We start from the raw sequence: 24,925 nt of genomic DNA on the forward strand, positions 1-24,925 counted from the left end.
AGTACTAATTAAATAAAATAGATTATCTAACTTGCTGATTTTAAAGCAATAAAAAAGCCACTTTGCTATAAAGTGGCTTTCTTGAATTTGGAGCGGGAAACGAGATTCGAACTCGCGACCCCGACCTTGGCAATGACGTACACCTAAAATACTTAAATTTACATTAAGCTGAATTCCTTCATCTAAAAGGTCTTCAGCTTTTTTATTATCTTTATTATTTCAAAATTTTAGTGTATATTTAGGTATATTAGATAGTTTTCGGTCACGTTAATTTTGCTGTATAAAATCAAAAGTGACACCGACCTATATCTGCCCCACCCTATTTCTAAAAAAATCTTAAATCTTTTTATTTATTTATATTTAATATTAAATTTACTTAATATAATAAATAATTGGTAATATATTATAAATTAATTTTTTAAATATAATAAAAAATTATAAAGTTATATGGATGCTTTAAATTGATTAAATAATGCTAAAATAATTGTACTTGTCTTTAATCATATTGAGTTAACTATGAAGAAGCTATTTCCAAAAGGAATACAAACTTTTGCTGATATACGCAAGGGTAATTACTATTATGTTGATAAAACATCCTACATTATTGAACTACTCAAAGAAAAATTTGTATTCTTATCTCGCCCCCGTCGATTCGGTAAAAGCTTAACACTTGATACGATTGCTGAACTTTTTTCAGGCAATAAAACCTTGTTTAAAGGACTATATGCCGAGAATCATTGGAATTGGCAGAAAACTTATCCTATTATTCGTATCGACTTTGGACTTAATACCAGTCTTAATTACGAGTATTTAACCAAAATACTGCATGAGCAAATTAGTGAAATCGAGCGTGAGTTTGGGATTGAGCGAATTTATGAGACTTATAGTGGTCGGTTTGGCTATTTGTTAAAAAGAATTTCTGAGCAGTATCAAAGTCAGGTGGTGGTGCTGATTGATGAATATGACAAGCCCATATTAGATAGCATCACGGATGAACAGCAAGCTGTGTTAGTCAGAGATGTTTTGCGTGATTTTTATGGTTCAATCAAAGCCAGCGATAATTATATTCGGTTTAGTATGCTGACAGGTGTGTCAAGGTTTAGCAAAATTAACCTGTTTTCAGGGCTAAACAATTTAACGGATATTACCTTGCTAGAAGAATTTTCTGCATTGTGTGGTTATACCCAGGCTGAGCTTGAAACCGTATTTGCTCCTGAACTTGAAGGTATTGATTTAGCCAAGGTCAAACATTGGTATAACGGTTATAACTGGACAGGCGAATCCGTTTACAACCCTTATGATATTTTGTTGTTCTTGTCTAATAGCAGAAAAATGTTCAAGGCTTATTGGTTTGAAACGGGTTCACCAACATTTTTGATGGATATGTTATTACATAAACATATTGATATTACTAGCTTACAAGGGATTGATAGCAGCGAGCAAGTCTTATCACAGTTTGAAGTAGGTAATATCAGTCCAATTGCTCTGATGTTTCAAACAGGCTATTTGACGGTTGATAAGGTTTTACAGCTACCCTTTGGCGTGCGTTATACGTTCAAATTTCCTAATATTGAAGTGCAACAAAGCTTCAATCAAGCAGTTATCTATAAGTTCCTACCGACACAAGCTCCTCAAATCATCCGCATTCAAAGTCAATTGTATCAAAATCTTGTGGATGATGATTTGGCAGGAATGTTTGCCACCATTCAAAGTTTTTTTGCAGGCATTCCCTATAATTGGCATAGCAATAACGATATCGCCCATTTTGAAGGCTATTGGGCAAGCGTTTTTTATGCGTATTTTGCCAGTATTGGCTTGCACATCAATGTCGAAGAGCCTACCAGCAATGGGCGTATGGATATGACAGTGCTTTTTGCTGACTGTATCTATATTTTTGAGTTTAAAGTGATTCGTCAGTCTAGTGACAAAGGGTCAGCACTTGCTCAAATTCAAGATAAAAAGTATGCTCAAAAGTATCAAGGATTGGGTAAGAAAATTTATGAGATTGGCGTTGAGTTTGATGAAAAAAGCTTAGAAGTTGGATTTGAAGTCATCTAAATGAAAGTTGGGTTTCTAGCTGAGACAGATAAATGGCAAAAAACACATCGAAAATAACTCACAGAATCACCACCAAAACTCTGTCTGTAACGACTGAAAATTTTGTTGTCCATCCTTCGGTAGTTAAAGCCTTTCAAATTTACTGTGAAAACTTCCCTACTCCTTCTGCTCACCAAAATTCGCATAAGCCCTTGATATTTGACGTCATAAAAGATGATGACAGATTTTACTTTTTTGATAACTTTGCTGAAGTGGTGCTAGTCAATGATGCCAACAATGTAACAATTAGACCACTTCCTTTGTCAAATATCGACATTGAAAGAAGGGCTTGGGCATCTTTAAAAGGTGACTTTTATGCACTTAAGCCTATCAATCCCAAAATTTTTAATGAGCTTAAGCAATATATGCCAAAAAAAATTGCTGAGGAACTATTTGGGGGCAATATGACAATTGAAAAAATTTTAGATGATTTGCAGTTAGAACGTCATCATTATGATTATCAAGCCAAGTTACAACGAGAGCATCGGCAATATACTTTTCCATTATTTTCCCAATTAATTCAAGAGGCTCTAGATGGATATTGATAAATTAATTGCTGTCCTATTGCCAAAGCACGATGACGAGTATGTGCAGTCGTTACGAGACTTTTTTCTGACGGTTACATCTATTACTGATTCTTCATTTGTCGGTTTTGATATTACGGATAAATCGAATGTCATATTGGAACCTAAACAGTTAAAAGTGATTTTTGAAAGTTACAAAGGCAAAACTACGAAGGAGAGTTATGAAGTTAAAGCATTTCTTGCTAGTAGCTATGTTCTCACACCATTTGATATAAAAAATCCATCATTGGAGTGGCAATGGATATCTAAGCTTTGCCACCTTTTACTATATTTTGCTAATAACAAGTTGACTCGGCGTATTAGCGAAACCAGCGTTGAAGCAAGAAAGTGGCTTACACCCAAGTCTAGTTATCAATCGCTTTGGCAAAGTTGTTATACCACTTGGCAGGCAGATACACTAGAACAAACCTATCGAAATGTTCATCAACAACTAGAAATTTTTGAAAACGCTAATCACCCAAATTTATCAAAACTACAGTCAATTTATCGTACGCTTGAATTCGCTTATCATCATCGCCAACCCATTACTCGAAAGGCTCAAGGTAGAAAGAGCCGAGCAAAACCAAAAATTGACGAGAGCTATACCCAAACGTTGGCTGTCAATGATATTGATGATGATACTGATGAATTGGTAGAGGTTAGAGAGATTGAATCAACGCAGAATGATATTGATGCGTTGCGCGAGCGTCTTGATAATAATTTGCCTACTTACGTCGTTCTTGAGCAACGTAGCCTAAAAGCAACCGAAAAATTCTCCCCAAAACAAATTCAGCTTCGAACCAAGGCGAAAGTTTCCCATGCTAACCGCAATGAGCTATTTAGTCTGATCAACATTCGTCATTTACCGCCTTTCGTGATACAAAATGTCTGTAGTAAGCTGTGGCAATATTTTCATCAAGCAGACATCAAGAGAGATAAAAAGCGCGCTGTGGCTTATTTACTGCTTTCGTTACACACCGGTTATTCGATACAACAGTTATCCGTCGATATTAATAATAATGAGAAAAAAATTGTTGATGTTAGTAATCGAACTCAACAATTTGATTTTTTTATAAAGCTTGATATTACCCCATTGCGTATTCGGCAGGTAGGTATTGAGAATGTTCTAGCAAATCGCTTGTCATCAATAAAATTACCGCTACCTCCTGAGTTAGCGAGTTTTTTGGCATATAAAGGTGAGCCGATGGCACAATGGATTGAATCGGTCATTGGTGATTTACGTCACGAATTGGATCTACCATACCTGAGCTTAGCCCGTATCGAAAAGTCACTTTATACCTTGCTTATTCAGAAAATTACGACCACACAGATTGCTAGTATTATTACAGGCAGAAATGCTCGCAAACGTGCTGACCTATCGTATACCTCTCTTAAACAAATACAAATTTTCGAGGTTTATCAACAAGCGATTGCACTGCTGAATCAACGTAGTTGTTTAGATTTAAGTTATTTCAGCACTAAGCCAGATGCTGATTTTCATATCGGTAGCCAAAATACGCCTGAATATTTATTGGTAAGACGCTTCTTTGAGCATTTACACAAACAGCTTATTACCCAGACGCATTACATTGATAAGTTTAATGCTTATAGCTTATGGCTCTGGCATGTGTCGCTAATTCTAACTTCTGTTCGTGCGGTGGAAGGCGCACCTGGCTTTTTGAAGCAATTTAATCTAAGCCGAAAAATCGCTTGGATTCAAGACAAAGAAGAACGTTTCACCACCAATGCCCAACGCCTTGTACCAATCTGTGATTTTCTGGTTAAAGCAATACAAGATTACTTGGAATTTTTGTCAAAATTTTCTGCCAAGTTTGGACGATTAAATCCTGCATTAGCTCAGCAGATTGAGCAAATTCTACAATCTAAACGTCCTTTAATTAATTGGTTAGATACCAAGGGCAATATGGCAAGTATGCGACCTGCGATTATTCAAAAACAATTAGCAGAAAATTTTAAGTTTAAAGCGGATTGGACACGTCATGTTGGGCAACGTTTTTTGCTAGAGCAGCAAGTTGATGAAGCCATTATTTTGGCCATATTTGCGCATGAGATGTTTGGACAAGAAACTTGGCAAAAACATTCGTCAATGAGTGTGGGTGATATCATCGTGGTTCGACACGTCTACGATGATTTAGCTCAAAAACTCCAATTACAGCAGATTGCATGATAGCTCATTGGAAGAATTAAGGTATGTGGTAAGCGAGTTTAGTCGAATTTAGGTGATAGACCATCTCCATCAGCAATAACGCTCGAATATATGTCGAAATCCCATCAGGAAATCGACATAAGCAGTTTTCATGTCGATAGGATCGACACTAAAATACGATATGTCGATTTTTAGCATGAAAATCGACATATCCGTCATAATGTGTTTACACCATCGACATATCAAGCTGATAGGTAAAAATTGAAATGTAACATCGAGGAACACTGGACAAGCAGGATCATGTATATCCTTACAGGTATTATCCAGAAATGTGAATGGACAATTCACAAGTTACAAGCGATTCATTTGCTTCCCCAAAATACTAGCGATTTTAAAAAACATGGGAAACCAACGCATGCCCAATTCTGATTTATTTGGTTATGAACGTCGACAACAAGCGCTTAAAAGCGCTCGAAAAGTTGACAATAGACACGCGATTGAAATTAGCCAACAAGTTTGTGAAAGCGAATGGCAAAGCTTTCTAAATGAAATGAAAGTTGACAGTGCTGAAGGCTATAAAATTCAAGTAAAAGATGAACTTATTGATAAATTGTATGAAAGGATCTTAAAACAATTCAATGAGCAGCTTAAGGCTACTCAACTACCTGCTGCAATGGCTCACCGCTTAAAGTTTTTCAACAATATCAATAAACAACGTAGTAAGGCAAATCTAAAACCGTTTCCAACCCCTGTTATAGCCAATATCCCTAAACGTCCCGCTAACACCAATGATCTAGACAATTTTTTATATTTAGAAACAGCCGAGCAAATCGTTAATAATGCCCTACAAATTTGGCAAGTTAAGAATAGCTTTACCCTACTCGATAGTGTGACTTGGTTATTATTTTCCCAGATCGTCTTTGGCGGTTATAACGAAGCGCTGATCATAAAAGCGGTATATCAAGCATTAAAAGACAAAACAACCATTTATCACGTCGGTAAAGAACAGCTACTACTACCGATTGAATTAACATCAACCGAGTATGCCAATCGTATTGTAAGGTTGGATAATGAAAACCCTGATGAGGTTCAATTATATTATTCAAGATGGGTGTTTTTAAATGATGTCAGTCGGCTCTGGCTGGTGTATCTCAATACGCATTTTACTGAAAGCAGCAAATTTCCCAGTTATGCAGAATGTATTCGCAGACTGAGCGACCTGGTTGGCGAAAAGTTTAACGCCGATAACTTTGCAAATTCCAATTTCCTCAATCATATCAATATCTTTTGGCAAACCCTACCCAATGTAAAGATTGACCAGCAAATGGTTGAAACCCTGGTCGGTCGACAACGCCATACTGCTATCACCTTTGAGCAACTGCTGCGCTATTTTAGCCCCATAAAAATCGATGCACGTACCAAAGCTTCGCTCACCATCACTAGCAACGAGCCAACTATAGCGATTGATCAGCTTACAACCTCAAACAGCAGCGCTAAAACACCTGATCTAGAAGGCGATTTTAAGGATGATATTGTTAAAGTCATTCGCAACATTTTAAATGGTCAGAAAAGTCAAATTGTCAGTCAATTAGAGCGGTTTTACGTTGAAAGCCCGTTATTAGCTAGCCAGCAACGCCTGGTGAAATGGCTCATAGATTTAGCTAAAAAAGGCAATAAACCTAGCACGTTACAACGCTATTTATCAGAGATTGGCAATGATTTTTTGGCAGAAACTCGTGATGCAGATTTTATTGGTTGGCAAGATTTTGAATATAAATTTATTTATGACAAAATTATAAGTACAAAAAACACCTTAAAAATGGGCTATACCCAAACTGTGCTAGCATCCTTACATGACGTACTGGTCAGAGAATTTAACGCCCCATATCTGAGATTAAATCGAGATAAGGACCCCTTAGTCGTTAATAGCTGTCTAATTCCTGTCGCGCTATATCAGCATATGCTCACGCAACTCGAGAACCATCCGTCTATTAATGACAAGCTAAGAGATGTGCTAAAACTGATACTGATTCTATTGTATCGCACAGGGATGCGATTTATGGAAGTGCTATCAATTAGGCTTTCAGATATTGAGTATGATAATCAGGGGTTTATTGATTACAATATTGTCTTAAGACCACATGCACAACGCGATTTAAAATCTGATGATGCCACCCGCCGTTTTATGCTCAATGTGCTGTTGCAACCTACTGAACTGGCTGCATTCACAAAATATTTCCATCAGAAATTACGACAGAACGCTCATTATTTATTTACCCTACCACACCATGCTCAACCAATCGATAGAAACAGTGTCGAGCTACCCTTTCGCGGGATTTTAACTGACCCGATTTTACAAAACCGCTATCATGACATCAGTATGCACAGTTTTCGTCACAATGCCATCTCAAATATGGCGCTAATATTACGCTGTGATTATAGTGTTATTGAGTATTTTACCGATTATAGCCGTGAACAGGTACAAGCCATTCGCCATGCTGCATTGGGTTCAAAAAGGACAGTCAGCCCAAATTTTTGGCAAGTATTGGAAGATTTTGCCGGGCATGCTGATTTGAACACCACGTTTAGTTCTTACGTTCATACCGCGGATATTATCGCCCATCATCAACTGTCAAAAGCCAAAATTCAATTACCATTAGCCACTGTCATCAAATTATCAGGTAAAGCAAGGCGTAGCTTTAACCAATATCACAAGGATGCAGTAGATTTTGATAATAAAGTCGTTAATCTTTGGCATATTCGCAGCTTTATGAACAATGCACTTTCAACGCAAAAATTACAGCCTAATGCCAAGCAATCTATAAAAGCGGATGCTGTTGAGACGCCTCTTCTAACAACATTACAAGATCCGCCATCATCTTTGATTTTTGGTCAATACAAACGTCTGGTCATTGAGAAAATGCTGAGTGATATCGAATCAGGCATAGATTTATCGAGTGCCTGTCAACTTAATATTGACTTTAACGACGCGATGCAAATTTATCAAAATGCCCTAAAACTAATTACCCATGAAAACGGCTCACCCAATTATAAATTTGTCAGTCAAAAACGTCAGCAACTGTCATCTCATCCCATTATTACGCCAACGCCATTGCACTATCACCAAGAGGTTGCCCTAGCAAACCTTTGCTTTGATAATATTGAAAAATTGTGCCAGTCTAAAGCAGGTAAACGCGAATTGGCTGAATTTGTACAAATTTTTTATGAAAAAACCATACCTTCAAAACCAGAAATTCGGTTTCCATTCAAAGAAACCAAGCAGTTCTATGGCTATCTTGAAACAGCATTAAAAATACTCCCAAGCGAGTATTGGCGTATCAATATTTGTAAATACACACCGACCACAGTAGTTAATGAGGTAACAGGTAAAAAATCTTTTAGTATGCCGATTGATAACAAAGAAACGAGACACGCTATCAAAAAATTTAATGAAAAATTTGCTGAATTTAACGGAGATATTACCCAAAAGCCGATTTATAGCGGGTTCAGCCTCAGTATGATACGGCCAAATGATAAAGGCAAGCCTACCAAAAAACAGCCCAATTCAGTAATGATAAAACATATCGTACATTGGCTGTTAATCATGGGTTGGGAAAAGAATTAAGCAAAACCAATTGAAATTAAAAATTTTCTAAGAAGTCATCCTAAATTTGATAGTTTAAGTAAAATAATATTCCACCAAATCTCCTGTCTATCCACCCGATTATCAATCGTCTGCCAAATCTTTAAGGCTTTGGCAGATTCCAGTTGACCTTCAATAATTTCCCATCTGCCTTCATTCATATCACAAAAAAAGCGCCCGCCTTTTTCTCGTTCACTATCGCCGTATTTGAAGGACGCATATAAAACACCATTGGGCTTTAGGCAAGTGATTAATTCATTTAAAATTTTGGATAAATCATCAAAAGGCACATGAAGCAATGATGCACATGCCCAAATACCGGTAAATTGATTTTTCCAGCTTTGTGTGGCTATCTCATCAAATGTCATACATTGCCAGTCAATACGCGTATCAGTTTGCTTGGCCAAATCAATTAAATTTTGTGAGCCATCAATGGCGACAACTTCAAATCCCTGATTAGCAAAAAATACACTATCTCGCCCTGAGCCGCAGCCAACGTCCAGAATTTTTTGCTTACCGTTTGGCAAATGTTCTAAAAATGGCTGATACACATTTTGCATATCAATCTGTTTGGTTTGGCTAAAAAAATCTTTAGCATGGGTTTGATAGTAATCTAAGGTAGTCATTAAAAGATGCTCAACCCCTGTGGTCTGGGTTGCCAGTTATGAATAAGGCGTTCCTTGGAAAAACGATAGGATTTATCTAAAAAGTATTTGCGGTCGCGCTCGCTTGAGCCTGTTTGCATAATCAGCGTTTCACGCAGTGGATGATGACTGCCTATCAGATACTCATTGCGAGTGTGCAAGCGTTCTAGTAGCTCAATACTTGGCACTTGGGCAAATTTGCCACTCTCACCGCGATTGCATTCGGCACATGACAATACCAAATTCCAAACGCCATCGACATTGACAGGACGACAACACCCAGCGTTGGCAACGTCTGGCTTTAATAAATGTGGAAAAAAATGGTCAACGTCAGCTAGCAAATCGTCATCTGATGAAATACTAATTTCTTTAAAACAGTAAAAACAACGGCTCTTTTGATAACCATTTAACGCACCACGAGAGGTAGTAATATTGGTTCTGCGGTGTTTACTATCATGGGTAAAAAGTTGCTTGGTTTCTTGGTCAAATTCCACCGCTATGAGATTTTTATTGATGTTCAATTCCCAGGCTTTTTCGACCAAATTCCACCGCGACTCGGTTTCTTGGTTTAAGTCTTTGGCTGAGTTGTCATAAATATAAAACAATTTAAACAGATTATCCGTTAAGCGAATGCCTTTGTTGTATCTACGCTCATCGATAAAAAACTCTTCATTCACCACATCATAAAATCGCTCAGTCACGGCTTTGGTATTAACCACATGAAAGGCATCGAGCACATATTTAAAGCCTTCTTTTTTGGTGATTTGAATCAGCCTATCTTCATCGATTTTGCCAACGTTATAGTCTTGACAGGCTTGAATAAATTGACCCATTCTACCTGTGCTTTGTTTAGGGCTGTGTTTAAGATGCTCAGCAAGGTGCAAGGCATATGGCAAGGCTAAATCATCAAGGGTGATTAAATCTGATTGCCGCTCAAGGCTGACATCAATCAAACTTTTAGCAAGGGCAAATTTATAAGACGCGGTATTTTTGCCAAATAAGATAATGGCTCGCCAGTAGTTTTCTAAGGTGGGTTCAACATCGACAAAATTCATGTGACATCCATGCGGTAGGCTTTTGATTTACTATAGCATACCCCGACCTATATTTTAGCTGAAATTATTCTAGGTAAGCTTATAGGGGTTAACATGCGATGTTACAGAAAAAAAGCCACTAAAAACTTAGTGGCTTTTTTGTCAGGTCGGTGTCATTTAGTGGATCTTTAGAAAGGTGGCACATCGTCACTATCATCATCTCGTTCCCAATCATTATTATTGACAGGGTATAAATCAATCATTTGGTTAAATTGCATGGATTGCCCTAAAAATGCAAGACACGTATCGCATTCCCAATTTTCCCAATCGCTAGGCATTTGATGATATTGTATCGGCTCATTCAGCAGATATTTTATACCACAGTGAATACATAAAATATCGTTGCTATATAACCGCAATTTACTCAATGCCCAAGCCAACTCATCAGAAGTCATGCCATAAATCTCACAGGCCATATTCATAAAAACGATGTGAGTGGGTTTGCTTTCCTCATCGAAATTTGGAGTAAGGTAAAAATTACACGCCTTAACCTGCTCTGGCGTCAATATTGAATCGTAGATTATGTTGTAGCTTGTTAGCTCTCTATTACTCATCATAGCCTCCTAACATTGACTCTGGAAACTGCTTATCAAAAAGATAGCGTAACTGCCGATAACGCTCATTATCCGTTTCATCTGGGTCAATGCGATGTAATTGACGCTGTGTCCAAATGCGCACCGCCTTTTGGTCATTTACATCTAACTCAATCTCCAAAAACTCTGCTAACTCTTTGGTTGGCATGATATCGAACTCTTTGATCAATTCATTTCCTAGCTGTAATGCTTCAGCACTCACATAATCATTTTTTTGTCCAAGTAGTTGCTGCAATAGTTGATTTGTATTGTTCATTAGTTATTGTCCTTTTTAGCATTATCTTGTTGATTGTTGTTTCTTTCAGAAGCGAGTTGTTTGCTTGCCAATAGCAGGCTGTCCATTGCTGAGCCATCTTGACGAGTCATATCAGGCACATAACGGCTGTACACACGAAATAACATTTCGGTACTACTATGTCCCATTTGCTTGGCGATCCATTCAGGATTTTCCCCTGCTGCAAGCCAAAGGGTAGCAGCGGTATGCCGAGTCTGATACGCTCTGCGATGTTTGAGCCCCAATAGCTTTAACGTGGGTGTCCAAATACGTCGATTGACGTTGCGATGCTCCAATGGCTTACCTTGTGAATTGCAGAACACATAGTCTGATTTTCCATAAGTATGGTATCTTTGCTCTATTAATGCGTCATATACAAGCTGTGACATGGCAATTTCACGGTTTGAGCCGTAAGTCTTGGTCGGACCTTCAATGCCGTCAACAATCGCAGAACGAATTTTAATTTCTCGGCGGTCAAAATCGACATTCTCCCATTTCAAACCATCTATCTCACTGCTTCGCATACCTGTAAAAAAACGAGTGGTATAATAGGGTTTGTAATCGGCTCGCACTTTATTTAGAAAAAGCCATACTTCACTGAGCGTAAATGGATGAACATCAGGCTTTTCTTCTTTTAAATTTTTGATATTTTTAAAAGGTGTTTCAAAGCCATAGCGGTCACTGGCTTCCTGTAGTATCATACGCAGAGGTATCATAATTTGATTAATTCGTGCTACCGACAGACTTGTTTGATTGTCTTTACCGTAACGAACTTTGGCCAGGGAGCTACGGAAATCAAGCAAGTCTGCCTTTTTAATGGTATGTAATGGCTTTGTTTTAAAATATGGCAAAAGGTAGTTATCCAGCATAATTCGCATTTTCTGTTGATAGCTTTGTCGCCATTCGACTTGCTTTTCATCAAACCAAGTCTGGCTAAACTGTCCAAACATGGGTTTGCGACTGACACACGTTTCGACTCGGTCATCAAGCTGTTTCATTTGCTCAATTTTGTCACTTTTGGGAAAGTATGCCCCATAATCAAAAATCCCCAAGGTGATTTCTGCTTCCATTTTTTCGACGATCTTTGCCAAGGCTTTGCGGTTGGCAGGGGTATCGGTTAAGTTGGTTTTTTCACGGCAGCGAATATTGTGGTAGCGAAAATCCACAACCAACACGCCATGTCTAGCTCTTATTGATGCCATTTCATCACTCCTTATTGTAGTGCCATGCCGTTGATTAGGCTCATGGCAGGTTTGCACATATCTTCTTCAATCCGCTCCCAAACATATAGAATTTTGCGACCACCAAAGGGGCGGATGTAGTGAATATTTTCGATAAGTACACTGTCTTTTAAGCGAGTACGAATCGTGCGGGGATTGTATTTGATACGCTCAGCAAGCTCTTCTGTGGTAAGATACGTTTGTGTTGTCATAATAGACTCCTTGTAAAAAGTATAATTGAGATAGGACTTTTTCTATCTGAGATATACTTTACCACAATTTTATAATTGAGCAAGTACTTTTTACAACTCTTATGGTACTTTTTTATGATTAAATGTAAATTACCACTTTTATTAGCTGAAAGAAGGCTTAAAGTCGCAGATGCTGTCCGAGAAACAGGCATTAGCAAAACGACCTTGCATAAAATTTATAATGAACAATCAACGCGAATAGAATTTGAGACGATTGATAAGCTATGTGCGTTTTTAGAAGTGACTGTTGATGAACTGTTTGACCATATTCCGAATGACGCAGAAGATGCTCTAAAAGAGCCAGAGGTGCATGATGATAAATAATCGCTTGCCGTTATTATTGGCTGAAAGAAAATTGCGTGTAGCAGATGTGGTAAGGCAAACGGGCATTAGCAAAACCACGTTGCATAAGATTTATAAAGACGAATCAACACAAATTGATTTTGATACGATAGATAAATTGTGTGATTTTTTGGGCGTGACAATGGGGGAAATTTTTGAATACATGCCTGATGAACAGGCTTCAAAGTAAAGTTTAAAACATGGGTTAGCATTTAAATCCAAGCTTTGACAAGTACGGCATGTATAACGTCACCTTGTCATGGTCACGTTGTAACTCATGAGAAACTCGACTAATAAATGCCGTCATCGCTTCGCCAGATCGAGCAAATTTACTGCCAAAATTTGTATCATTGGCAAGCTTGACTGCAAAGGTACTGGCTTGTGAAGCTGTTAGAAGATGAAGCATTTTGACACTCGACTCGCTAATTTCCGCTGTATCGGTTTTCTTTTTAACGCTAATATCGATACGAAAGTGAGTGATGTTGCGACCTGCCTTGATTGGGGCGATCTCAAGTTTAAAATCACCTTGCTTGTTAATTTGCTCAATAGCAGGGTCTAGTACTCGCCGTCTGAATTCAGCGACCTTCGGGTACTTGTCAGCCACGCCAAATAAATCTTTCCACTCAAAGATGGACATCTCAGGGGTACTACCCAGTTTTTGCCATTTGGTGATTAACTCATATATTCTTTTACTACTTGCTCCTGTGAAAGCTACGGTTTTGACATAGTCATATTTGGTGTATGCTTTACCCGTATGTTCAATCAAAAACGCCAATGGGTCAGAAAAATGCAGTAACAGATATCCCTGTTGGTCTTGGTAGGAGATACCCTGTAGCCAATTGTACTCCGCACGAAGTGTTGTAAAGTTATTATGAGGCGGTTTAAGCACTGATAATTTATCTTCTTCTTTGTCAGATATGATTGAAAGGTCACGATAAAGCGTGAATTTTAGTTTTTTTTCACCCAGTGTTTTTGCGGTATCTTTAAGCGTTTTATAAGCGTAAATGTCACTGACTTGATTAGCGGCAGCGAACTCCTTGGCAGTAATCATCACTTGCTTACCACCCGATTGTAGTTTATGGATTTTGTTGATAGCAAGCGTCATTAAATCATGTTCTGCCATCGTCAAGTCATAGCCAGCTTCGACTAAGGTATTGGATTTGGTAATCATGATTGTATCACTACTTTTACAGTAAAAATTTGCCTCTGCCATCATACCACTCGTTATTAAGCATTTCGCTTAATTATAAGAATGGACAAAAAAAGCATGAAATCGTAAGTGACCTTAAGTGACATCGGTTACAAAAGTTAACCAAGTTTTCAATTCAATAATTTGTACATCTATACCAATAATCTGTACATCTTAATTCAATAATCCGTACATCTATTTTCAATAATTTGTACATCTAACTTCAACAAGTTGTACATTTACTAGGCTCTAAAGCAAGTATTCTCAATGCACAAAGCCTGCTGATAACTCTTATAATATTTAATAACATTAATAGTGATTATATGTTATCTGAATGAGTTTTTAGGAAACTCTCATTGTCAAAGATAAATTGAGAAATTTCCTTGATTATATATTCTGCATTTAGGTAACGCTCGTAATTCAATCTTTTTTCAATCCATTCATCGACCAGGCTTTTGCTTACAGGATAAAAATTATGGCGTAACCTTTCAGAGAAAGTATTTTCTAAAGTCTTAATATTTATAACCTTATGGGTATTACGAGATTCTTCAGCCAAAGCTATGACTTTTGCGAAATAATCTAAATAGTTATCATTCTCCAATTCCCATTTCTCATATGTTCTTCTGTGCACAACGCTCAAATCATAAGATAAGTGACCATTATATGTGGTATAAAGCATATATTTATCGGCATCGAAAAACATAGCCAGTCGTTCAAAATCTCTGACTGCTTCATTATTTTTAGTCTCATTCTGAAATACTCCTGCAATTTCGATAATCTTTCTTTCATTTGATGAATATTTTCTTAAGAATTCAAGAATAACTTTCCAATGCTTGGATGATAAAAGTGAAAAGTAGGATTGAGCGTATTCTTTTAATAAAGCTAAAACCAATTTTTCATGTTGAGCAATATTTTCAAAGTCTATTTTTGGAGAATTGCTTATGAATTCTCGATAGAAATTTATCCAATTAAAAAAAGTAGCTAGTTCTTCGGGTTCAGCGTTGTGAAGAGCCTTATTATATTCTCCCCAAAATAAAATCCGTCCATTCAATTCAGGACAGAGAAACTCAATAAATTTGTTATATGAGTGAATTGGCTCAATTTCTTTGGCTTCAGCTCGTTTTTCTTCAACCAATTTTCTCTTAGTATGATCTCTTCGCTCCAAGCTTTCTTTATGATGATATGACCCGACAATGCCGTAAAAATGTTGCCAAAAATTTCTTTTACTATTAAGCACCAAATTTTCAATTGGTACAAGGCTTTCATAGCGATAAGCAAAAGGCTTACCATACTTAGCACTTAATATGATTTTATCGAGACTATTAATTCGTTGATAAAGTTTTTCATCTTCAAAAAAGCCAAGTTGTAAAAACCAATTTTTAAATAGATTGTTTACCTGAATACTATTTTTACTAAATTGGTCAATCGCTTCTTCCGTGATTGCTATATTTGGTAGAGCTATCATGTCTATAAGTGTATCAAGCGTAAAGTTGCCTTCTCGATACTGATAGAGTAGAAAGTCAGAATAAACCAGATTTTCATATAACGCTCTCATCTCTTCCATATCAGATAATGGGCCATGTGCTTCATGCAACACAAACTTCATGATATTTCCTTATGACCAATAATTAAAAAGTTATCAATAACAATTCATTACAACCAATAATTATTAAAATATCTAGCATTATATCTGCTATGCTATAAATAGCAGATATAAGTTTAATATTCAATACTTCAAATAAATGAAGCCCATGACGACTGATTTAGAATTTATCGAACCTATTTCACAACCCCCTAAAGAACCTAATCCCATTGCAGGGCTAGGTGAATACCTACAATCCAATCTGAGCGACTATTTTGAAAGCCTAACCGCAGTAGACGACATCCAAGCGATTTTAGACCAAGTTAAGTTAAAGCCAGATACTATCATGTGGCTTGACTTAGAAATTGACCCAGATACTCAAAAACTGCTTGACGGAGCAGTTATCGCTAATGGTTTATATTGGCAATTTGATAAAACGTTGTTTAATAACAATGCAAGCCAGCTTTTTGAGATTTTTCAGACGGCTCACTATTTAGGCGGGCATAATTTAATTGAGTTTGATTTGCCAAGATTAGTAGACTTTTTTAGCGGTATTGAGCAGTTGAATATTGCTGATGACACGTTGGCTGATTGGCAAGCCAAAACATGGGATACGCTTATCCTTAGTTGCCTGTTGATTCCACATCAGCCGACCCATGCGTTAGCCAAACTCTATAAAGCCAATACCGCTTATAACAATCCTGTGCTCGACTGTATCGAAAGTCGGATAATATTTCAGCTGTGTCTAACAGCATGGGATAATTTATCCTTGGATAGCCAGTTTTTATACCATCAACTATTGCCCAATCTTGAGCAATTATCCAGTAAATCGTATTTTTATGTCGATAATGACTGTATCTTTGACTGGGATAAAATCACGAGCGAAATGCCCGAAGGCAATCAATATGAGCTTATTGCCTTGCTAAAGCAAGCTTATGATACACTCAAACAGCAAAAAATCACACCGAAAGAGAACACCAATCCTTGGCAATATCTGGGTTTAGCGTGTTTTGTTAACTGGCTTCGCTATTTTGCCAAACCGCAAGCTCGCCGTCCTGTATGGATTAGCAAACACCCTTTGTATAAAGTCAGCTTTCAGCAGGCCGAATCAATTTTTTGGCAAATTCATGAGCCTAATGAAGATTGGATTAACAGCCAATGCAAAGCGTTTTTTGGCTTTGATAAATTGCGTGATGGTCAAATGCAAATTGTCAAAGCTACCCTTGCCAATCAAGATATCCCACTGGGAATTTTACCAACAGGAGGCGGAAAGAGTTTAACTTTCCAATTACCTGCATTGATTTTTAGTAAGTATCAACGCCAACTTACGGTTGTTATTTCACCGCTTAAAGCCTTAATCGAAGATCAAGTCATTAATCTACATACCCAACTGCCCAACTATGAAAGTCGTATCGCTTACCTAACATCAGGACAAACCCCCGAAACGCAAAAAAGCATTATCACAGGGGTATGGCAAGGCGATATTGACATCCTGTATTTAAGCCCAGAACGCTTGCGAACTCATAGTATTCGTCAATTGCTTAAAAATCGCCCGCCTGCATTTTGGGTACTGGATGAAGCTCATACCTTAAGCCAATGGGGCACCGATTTTCGCCCTGACTTTTTGCGCATTGCTGACCATATTATCGCTTGTTATAGCCCAGATATCGCTCAAAAAGTAAAGTCAAGCATTGAAGCAATAGCGAAAAAGCCTAGTAAACATGACAGTCAATTTGATTTGCTGGCAGAAGATACGCCCAAAACCGTTGATGAGCCTGCTAGAGATTATGATTTCATTGCCCCAAAAGTCAGCCTAGTGACCGCTACTGCATCGAGCCGTGTCAAAGAAGATTTGGATAAAGAATTGGTCAATAAACTGATAGCTTTAACCGATAATAAGCCTTTGGTGCAGTATGGTACACCTGTTGAAAGCCTAAAAATTTGGCGAGAGAATATCACGCCACACTTTGAACAAGTGCCAAAAGAAAACCGCATGACGAGAATTTATCAAATCTTGCGTGAACGTCATGCCTGTTATGAACAAAACCATCCTGAACATCCAGAGCAAGGTATTGCCCTTGTATACCTGAGAAACCGCAAAGCCTGCGAAGAGTACGCCAAACACTTTGCCGAACAAAATCTCAAAGCAGTTGCTTATCATGGCAAACTTGATGAATCGCAGAAAAAGCAAATCTTACAACAGTTTAAAAATAATGAATTGGACGTGGTTGTTTGTACCAATGCTTTTGGTATGGGTATTGATAAAGCAGGGATTCATACCGTCATCCATAGTGGTGTGCCAAACAATCTTGAATCCTATGTGCAAGAAATCGGGCGTGGGGCAAGAAAATCCCATGAACACGCCCACGCTTTTATGCTGTGGGACAATAGCGACATCGAAAATCAATTCCAACAAGAACGTAATTCTCGTATCCCCAATACCGACACCTTAAAAAACTGTTGGGAACAAATCAGACCAATTCTGAGCAGACAGCCTAGTGACCAATGGTTTGCAGGCAATTTACTGTTGCCGATTTTGGGCATTGACGATGATGCGGAGCAGCTTAATACCCAAATTCGTGTAGCTCTATTGGCTTTAGAGCGCTATGGCTTGTTGATTGAAAAAGAACAACAACCTGCTTTCATTACGATTAAACTATTGCAAAGTCCCACAGAGGAGCATAATGGTAAACTGCTTAAACTGTACAATCAATTACAGCAAATTAACGATAACCTACCGACCCAAACCAGTATTTATAAAATCACTGAAAAACAGCCCACTCGTTATCATCTACCCGAGCTTGCGGTAGCGTTAGGCTATTCGGTCAAGCAGTTACTTAACCTACTTCGTCAATTGGTCAAACTGGGATTTGCTCAATGGGAAATCGTGGTCAATATTCGCTTAAACTATACGGTCAGACATCTAAAAAGTGAGTTTAATAAAAAAAAGCGTATGCTTGATGCCTTAAAAGCTTTTATTGCTAGCAATTTTTTTCAAACACATTATCAAGAGATGGATAGTGTGGATGGGTTTGAGCGTTTTGATAGCAGAGCCCTAGATAATTGGCTTGTGTCTCATCAGTATCAGTTCCGCACGGCTAAAGAAATTTTCCCAATGTTGCGAGCGCTAAATATCATTGCTACACGCCATCATTCACGCCAGTATTTTACTGTCAGCTCGACCGCCGAAACCAAAGAGCAACTAGGGATTGAGCAACTTAGTGATAACTGGCACAATTGGCTAACTCTTGCTGAACAGCAACTGAATCAGCTTGCCCCATTGCTGGATGAGTATATTTTTGCCAAACTTGATGGGAAGGGGAAAGAAGTCGGCGAAAATTTCTCGTTGGACGATATTGCCGAGCAGTTTAACCTTTCACCAATAATTATTTTGCACCAACTTGAACAACTTCAAAAACTGGGCATTATTGAGCTATCACGGCTTGACGATGATGCCAATGCGATTTTCTTTATTGGTGCGAATAAAACCAAAAAGCCATATAACGCCGTCGCTTATCGCTACTTACAACAACATTATGAAGACCGTTGTATGCGGATTCATGTGTTAAATCATTGGCTGGGTAGCGACATAGACACTAAACGCTCACTGATGGAAGACTACTTTAGAAAGCCATTAACCGACGTGATTGAGCAATATATCCCCAAAGAAACCGATGTCACTCGCCCTTACCTCAAAGATTATAAAAAACTGATTTTACCCAACCATTTAAGTGATATACAAAAACAAATCATTGAAGATAAAAGCCGTGCATCGATGATTTTGGCAGGACCTGGTTCAGGAAAAACCACAGTGGTTGTACATCGGGTTGCCCATTTGTTGATGATTGAAGAGATTAAGCCTGAGAAAATTCTGATTTTGGCTTATAACCGTTTAGCAGTGTGTGAATTACGAGACCGCCTAAAAGCTCTAGTAGGAAATAATGCTAATGGCGTGACGATTTTGACTTTCCATGCTTTGGCTAGACAAATCACAGGACTGTCAGAAAAAGATGCCACCAATGAACAATTGGTTGAAATTTGTTCTCGGATTGCTCATCTAAATGAAGAAAAAAATGACGATAAACGCCGGAACAATACCCGCTACCAATGGCTGATTGAGCAAGCGATTGCCCAGCTTAAAGAATCCCCCCAGTATTTTCAGTACATCATGGTCGATGAATTCCAAGATATTGATGAGTATCAATACGAGTTGATTGGGTTATTAGCTGACTTGCAAGAAGCGGAAACCGAAGAAGATACCACTGACAATCAATCGTCAGGCAACTATGAACAACGTGGTTATCTAATGGTTGTGGGTGATGATGACCAGAATTTATATGCTTTTCGTGGGGCAAGTATCAAGTTTATTCAGCAGTTTGAACAAAACTATCATATTGACGTTTCACAGAAATATTATCTGCTCAATAATTATCGCAGTGCCGATAATATCGTCAATCTTGCCAATAACTTTATCAGCCAGTCACTACCCAATGAAGAACGGTTAAAAGATGCTGATAATAGCATCAAGCCTACTCATATTCACCCAGATTCGCCGATTCGCTATGGCACATTTCATCAGCCAAAAGGTATTGATATGGCGAGTTGGGTTGCTCAAGATATTCAAGCCAAACTGGCTGAATTCGAAAGTTTAGAGCATAAACCTAGCATCGCCATTTTAGCCCCACAATGGCGAGACTTTGATGCAATACAGCATTATCTAGAAATTTTAGGCATTAACAGCCAACGCTATAATGAAAGCGAGCAGTTAATTCCATTAAATAGCTTTATCGGACAGGCTTTGTACCAGTTTTTGGATAATGAACGCCTGACGATAATTGATGGACAAGTGACCACGTTTTTAGAAAATTGGCGACAACAACAACATTTAACCGCTTTAGATAAGGCGTGGCAAGCTATCTTAGGTAATGTCGAAGACTTAGCTGATGTTACCTATGAACAAGTATTACAACGGCTTGAAATAACCCAATATGATAGTGAAAAAGCGGTTTACTTGCTCAGTTACCATAGTGCTAAGGGCATGGAATTTGACCATATTTATGTCATTGACCAAATAGGTAGCTACAAGCAAAATCACGAAAATAGTCAAGATACGGTTAGACCTTTATATGTGGCTCTGACACGAGCTAAGCAATCACTCACTGTTTTGCAACATCAACAAAATAATCATCAAATATTAGCTGATTTGTTAGCTAAACAAGGTAATAAACTTGAAATACCAAAGGTGAGTAAACCAGACCATTTATGTTTTCACCGATTCTTACAACTGGAAGAAATTGTATTGACACCAAAAGCCTTGGTAATTGAAGAAGGGCGAGATTTTGTCACTCAGGTTTTTGTTAAAGATGGCTGGGGCAAATCAAATGATGTATTTAGTCGATTTATTATCAAAGACTGGAATAAGCATAAAATGACATCGGGTTTCTATTCACCAGGTAATCAGCTTATTTGCCAGTTTTCAAGCAATTTAACCACTAAGTTAGGCAATATGAATATTGAACTAGTAGGTTTTACTACCACTCGCTTCTATCAACGAGATATGAGTTGGTATGAAAAGCATCAGTATCATGGTATAGAAACTTCCCATTATCTGATAGTACCGTTTGTAATTTTTAGATATCATATTTAATATAATTTTTTAACAAGATATATTTAGGAATATTTTTTGGTTAAAAATCACGATATATTATTGACAACTATGAATTACATGATAATATATTTATCATGATAGACTTTAATTACGAAAATCTTACACTTGCTAGACAATATCATGGACTTAGTCAAAAAGATTTGGCGAGTCTAGTAGATATTGCTCAATCTTCTCTATCGAAAATTGAGAAAGGGCAGCTTATTCCATCTGATGAGACAATGAGTAAGCTAGTGAGTCATTTAGGATTTACTACTAAGTTTTATGAATCAAAAAATGCTAATGTTTCAGCTCTAAGTTTTCATGGCTATAGGAAGCAAGCTAGTGTACCTATAAGTAAGGTAAATAAGATTTTATCTGAAATAATAATAAAGACTAGTCATCAAAATTTTATAAAAAATTATTTTCCTAATAAATCGATTGATTTTAGTTACTATGAATCTCTTTCTTCATCGGAATTAGCTAAAACTATACGAACTGAATGGCAAGTTGATAATCGACCCATCGATGATTTAACTTTACATATAGAAAATATGGGTATTGATATTTTTCTGTGTGACTTTGAGGAGGCACAAGTTGATGGTGTAACCTCAAAGTCTATCGAAGGATATAAAGGTATTTTTATTAATAAAAATCAACCTGGTGATAGGTATAGATTTAGTTTAGCCCACGAGCTATGTCATTATTTGAAGCATTCTAGTGAGCCAATTTGTACTAAAGAAATGGAAGACGAGGCTAATGATTTTGCAGCTGAGTTATTGATGCCTACCGAAGCATTGAAAGATAAATTAAAGACTACCCGATTAAATGATTATGCTGCTCTTAAAAAAGAATGGAAAGTATCAATGGCAGCGTTAATTTTTAGAGCTAAGACTTTAGGTACGATAACACCTAATCAATCTACTAATCTTTGGAAACAAATGGCGATGCACGGTTTTAGGAGAGTAGAACCTTTTCCTATTGAAATCGAAGAACCAAAGAGAATTTATGAAGCATTCAGTAGTTTAGCATATGATGACTTATTACTTGAATTGAATTTAACATCAGAAATGTTCCAGATGTTATATAAAGATTTCTATAGCACAGGAGTGAAAACTTTGAGTGGATAGAAATTAAAAAGGGATAACTATTTGCAGTAGTTATCCCTTGAATACACGTACAAGCCAATTATTAGCTAGTAAGTATAATCTTTTGCAAGGTTTCTATATTAGCTAATACTAGAAAATTATGCAATTAATTTTGTGTAATTTTGGGCTGTACCTTTTTAAACTTTAAACGTAAATTAAAAAGGATAGTTATATGAAACTATTTTCGCATGAGATGGGATTGAGCCGACCTCAAAATGGCTTTGAGTTTTTTGACCTAGATATTACAAATGATACTCGGTTATTTATTGACCCTTATTATTTTGTTCATCTTAAGAATAATCGTTTTATTAATGAGATTAAGAAAACGGTTGCTACTTTTATAACAGAATTACTTGTTGTTGTGAAAAGTGGTAACAGAGTAGCAGCTAATGAATTATGTGCTCATTTCGGTGAAACCAAAGGCACAGGTTTAGGTTATTCTTGCGATAAAATTAATGGTAATGGAACTGGTAAGACACTTTCTAGTGTCATAGTTGACTCTTTGTTTGCCTCAAATGTGATTGCACTTCAAAATGTTTCTAATATTGAAGATTTTATGATTGTATGCGAAGGGGTGGCTAAAGATAGAGTATCTGATATAGTTTTGAGTATTGGTAGAAAAGGATTTATTGAATTTACTCAAGACCAATGTAAAAAACTAAGCATTCCCATGAAAAAGACGGATGAGCAATTGAGTTACTATTGCTCTAAGAGCAAATGTTGGAAGTCTGACTACTTTGACTTACCGCATATAGTTGACCCATTAACTTTGACTGAACAATATATTATCTTAGTTCCAGAAAAATTATTAACTGAAAAAGTCACTTATAATTTTAAATACTTTTTGACCAATGTTGTCATTCCTGCCTATAAAGAAGATGCTATTAAACGTAATCTAAGTATTGTTAAAACAAGAAAAAACGGAAAAAGATACGTTACTAATGATGACCTATTTAAATTTCCTGAATATAAATTTCTTCATAAAGATGATGCAGTAAACTTTATTGCAAATAATCCTGAAAGTCTTGAGTATTTTAGACGTTCAGTTGCACCATTTATTTTCAATAGGCTACAAGTAGCATAGCTAAAAAGGGATAAATCAGGTGATTTATCCCTTTATTATGTTAGCTCATACCTTTCTGGCTAGGTTGTGTCCCTAATTGACTTTAGCATGAATTATGATGCAAGCAAGGTAAATCACCGACTCAAAATTACGAGCTAGTTTCTCATATCTTGTGGCAATACTGCGAAACGTATTAATCAATTGGTTTCGAATGCTAGTACTGAACATATGCGACCACCCATTGCCCGAGCGACACAAAATTTCAACTTTCCTGATGGCAGGGTTATGTTAGTTCATATTCCTGAAGGGATTAGCAAACCTTATATGGATAAAAATTTGCATGTTTACGTGAGAAGTGGTGCGGATAAACGTAAAGTGACTGCAAGAGAAGAATTACAGCGTATTTTTCAGCAGACTGCTCTCATCTATGCCGATGAATTACCTGTAGCCAATACCTCTATCAAAGATGTAGATATGACGGTTTTTTCACAGTTTTTTGAAAATGAATATGGTGAGAGTTTAGACGAACAGTCATTAACCCCTACCCAACTGCTTGAGAATATGAATTTAATGGTTGCTAGCAATATCTCTACTGAGTGTCAACTCAATTATGCAGGCGCTTTATTGTTTGCTAAAAGACCGCAAATAAAACCCCCTGTATTTCTAATTAAAGCCGTGGCTTTTTACGGGACAGATATTACGGATGACCAGTACATCGATAGTCGAGATATTGCAGGTAAGTTGTCAGAGATGTTTGCTCAAGCTCTAAGTTTTTGTATGATGAACATCCGTTATCTGCAAAATGATCAAGGTTTTAATTCAATTGGCGAACCTGAAATTCCTAAAATTGTTTTTGAAGAGTTAATTGCTAATGCCCTAATCCACCGTGATTATTTTGTCTCTGCCCCGATTCGCTTATTAGTTTTTAGTGATAGAGTTGAGATTATTAGTCCTGGTCATCTGCCAAATAATCTGACCATTGAGAATATTAAGATGGGAAACTCCAATATTCGTAATCCAATTTTGGCTTCATTTGCCAGTAAGTTATTGCCTTATCGAGGATTAGGTAGTGGCATTCTGCGCGCTTATAAGGCTTATCCAGAAATTGAGCTTATTGATGATAGGGAAAATAATTTATTTAAAGCGGTAATTAAAAGAAAAATAATTCAAGTTTCATAGTAGTTCTAACCTAGTTTCTTTTTAGTTCTAAAATAATGCTAAAGTAATTTGTTTTAGGTTGTATTTTAACCTCATGTGTAGAAGTTGAAAAAAAAGCTGTTTTAAGCACCGACTTGATTTTAAACCTGATTTATGGGTAAAAGCAGACTCATTAGTAAAGCCTTCTAACACATCGTCTATATGTCTTATTCTAGCGACCTAAAATTTGATAATTGTAGTTAATTTACTCAAT

The 24,925-nt window shown here is 37.1% G+C and carries 18 protein-coding genes and 1 pseudogene; 10 read left to right on the plus strand and 9 right to left on the minus strand.

What is annotated here, in order from left to right; translation table 11 throughout:
• Positions 1-516: 516 nt before the first annotated feature.
• The 4 genes from ACAM37_RS10115 (at position 517) to ACAM37_RS10130 (ending at position 8,452) form a co-directional block, all read left to right on the plus strand.
• The gene (locus ACAM37_RS10115; RefSeq protein WP_050325912.1) at positions 517-2,058 is read left to right on the plus strand and encodes an ATP-binding protein; all 1,542 of its coding nucleotides are present in this window, start codon (positions 517-519) and stop codon (positions 2,056-2,058) included.
• Positions 2,059-2,090: 32 nt separating this feature from the next.
• On the plus strand, positions 2,091-2,642 hold the full coding sequence (locus tag ACAM37_RS10120; RefSeq protein WP_138018175.1) for a hypothetical protein: 552 nt from the start codon (positions 2,091-2,093) through the stop codon (positions 2,640-2,642).
• On the plus strand, positions 2,632-4,848 hold the full coding sequence (locus ACAM37_RS10125) for a hypothetical protein (protein ID WP_369626151.1): 2,217 nt from the start codon (positions 2,632-2,634) through the stop codon (positions 4,846-4,848). The genes ACAM37_RS10120 and ACAM37_RS10125 overlap by 11 nt, the downstream gene beginning before the upstream one ends.
• A gap of 394 nt (positions 4,849-5,242) precedes the next feature.
• Entirely contained in the window at positions 5,243-8,452 is a 3,210-nt protein-coding gene (locus ACAM37_RS10130; RefSeq protein ID WP_369626152.1) for a tyrosine-type recombinase/integrase, read from the plus strand.
• Positions 8,453-8,487: 35 nt separating this feature from the next.
• Here ACAM37_RS10130 and ACAM37_RS10135 read toward each other — a convergent pair whose 3' ends face one another.
• From ACAM37_RS10135 to ACAM37_RS10160, 6 genes are all read right to left on the minus strand, one after another.
• Positions 8,488-9,096: a class I SAM-dependent methyltransferase gene (locus ACAM37_RS10135; protein WP_219332349.1), complete on the minus strand. Its 609-nt coding sequence runs from the start codon at positions 9,094-9,096 to the stop codon at positions 8,488-8,490.
• Positions 9,096-10,169 carry an HNH endonuclease family protein gene (locus tag ACAM37_RS10140; RefSeq protein WP_219332348.1) on the minus strand — a complete coding sequence of 358 codons (1,074 nt, stop codon included), beginning with the start codon at positions 10,167-10,169 and terminating at the stop codon, positions 9,096-9,098. The genes ACAM37_RS10135 and ACAM37_RS10140 overlap by 1 nt, the downstream gene beginning before the upstream one ends.
• A 167-nt stretch (positions 10,170-10,336) precedes the next feature.
• The gene (locus ACAM37_RS10145; RefSeq protein WP_369626153.1) at positions 10,337-10,765 is read right to left on the minus strand and encodes a hypothetical protein; all 429 of its coding nucleotides are present in this window, start codon (positions 10,763-10,765) and stop codon (positions 10,337-10,339) included.
• Complete coding sequence (locus tag ACAM37_RS10150) at positions 10,755-11,057, minus strand: hypothetical protein (RefSeq protein ID WP_219332346.1); 303 nt, start codon at positions 11,055-11,057, stop codon at positions 10,755-10,757. Before ACAM37_RS10150 ends, ACAM37_RS10145 begins: the two co-directional genes overlap by 11 nt.
• Positions 11,057-12,277 (minus strand): tyrosine-type recombinase/integrase, encoded by a 1,221-nt coding sequence (locus ACAM37_RS10155; protein ID WP_219332345.1) that lies wholly within the window; start codon positions 12,275-12,277, stop codon positions 11,057-11,059. The genes ACAM37_RS10150 and ACAM37_RS10155 overlap by 1 nt, the downstream gene beginning before the upstream one ends.
• 11 nt (positions 12,278-12,288) lie before the next feature.
• Entirely contained in the window at positions 12,289-12,507 is a 219-nt protein-coding gene (locus ACAM37_RS10160) for a hypothetical protein (RefSeq protein ID WP_369626154.1), read from the minus strand.
• Between the two features lie 114 nt (positions 12,508-12,621).
• On the opposite strand from ACAM37_RS10160, the gene ACAM37_RS10165 reads away from it, so the two are divergent.
• On the plus strand, positions 12,622-12,870 hold the full coding sequence (locus ACAM37_RS10165) for a helix-turn-helix domain-containing protein (protein WP_369626155.1): 249 nt from the start codon (positions 12,622-12,624) through the stop codon (positions 12,868-12,870).
• Positions 12,860-13,078 carry a helix-turn-helix domain-containing protein gene (locus ACAM37_RS10170; RefSeq protein WP_219332343.1) on the plus strand — a complete coding sequence of 73 codons (219 nt, stop codon included), beginning with the start codon at positions 12,860-12,862 and terminating at the stop codon, positions 13,076-13,078. The genes ACAM37_RS10165 and ACAM37_RS10170 overlap by 11 nt, the downstream gene beginning before the upstream one ends.
• Before the next feature lie 15 nt (positions 13,079-13,093).
• Here ACAM37_RS10170 and ACAM37_RS10175 read toward each other — a convergent pair whose 3' ends face one another.
• The gene (locus tag ACAM37_RS10175) at positions 13,094-14,059 is read right to left on the minus strand and encodes a RepB family plasmid replication initiator protein (RefSeq protein WP_219332342.1); all 966 of its coding nucleotides are present in this window, start codon (positions 14,057-14,059) and stop codon (positions 13,094-13,096) included.
• A 337-nt stretch (positions 14,060-14,396) separates the two neighbouring features.
• Positions 14,397-15,683: a hypothetical protein gene (locus ACAM37_RS10180; RefSeq protein ID WP_369626156.1), complete on the minus strand. Its 1,287-nt coding sequence runs from the start codon at positions 15,681-15,683 to the stop codon at positions 14,397-14,399.
• 145 nt (positions 15,684-15,828) lie between these two features.
• Between ACAM37_RS10180 and ACAM37_RS10185 the strand changes: the two genes are divergently transcribed.
• From ACAM37_RS10185 to ACAM37_RS10195, 3 genes are all read left to right on the plus strand, one after another.
• Positions 15,829-21,306 carry a UvrD-helicase domain-containing protein gene (locus ACAM37_RS10185; RefSeq protein WP_369626157.1) on the plus strand — a complete coding sequence of 1,826 codons (5,478 nt, stop codon included), beginning with the start codon at positions 15,829-15,831 and terminating at the stop codon, positions 21,304-21,306.
• A 95-nt stretch (positions 21,307-21,401) separates the two neighbouring features.
• Positions 21,402-22,433, plus strand: coding sequence for an ImmA/IrrE family metallo-endopeptidase (locus tag ACAM37_RS10190; RefSeq protein ID WP_219332444.1), 1,032 nt, complete (start codon positions 21,402-21,404; stop codon positions 22,431-22,433).
• 190 nt (positions 22,434-22,623) lie between these two features.
• Positions 22,624-23,535 (plus strand): hypothetical protein, encoded by a 912-nt coding sequence (locus tag ACAM37_RS10195; RefSeq protein WP_219332443.1) that lies wholly within the window; start codon positions 22,624-22,626, stop codon positions 23,533-23,535.
• A 72-nt stretch (positions 23,536-23,607) separates the two neighbouring features.
• Here the strand turns inward: ACAM37_RS10195 and ACAM37_RS10200 are convergent.
• A pseudogene (locus tag ACAM37_RS10200) lies at positions 23,608-23,712 on the minus strand (IS5/IS1182 family transposase); the annotation flags it as partial.
• Between the two features lie 30 nt (positions 23,713-23,742).
• Between ACAM37_RS10200 and ACAM37_RS10205 the strand changes: the two are divergent.
• Complete coding sequence (locus ACAM37_RS10205) at positions 23,743-24,693, plus strand: ATP-binding protein (RefSeq protein WP_219332442.1); 951 nt, start codon at positions 23,743-23,745, stop codon at positions 24,691-24,693.
• Positions 24,694-24,925 lie beyond the last annotated feature (232 nt).

Origin of the sequence: Moraxella sp. K23 (genome assembly GCF_041154765.1) — a bacterium.
GTDB lineage: Bacteria > Pseudomonadota > Gammaproteobacteria > Pseudomonadales > Moraxellaceae > Faucicola > Faucicola tetraodonis.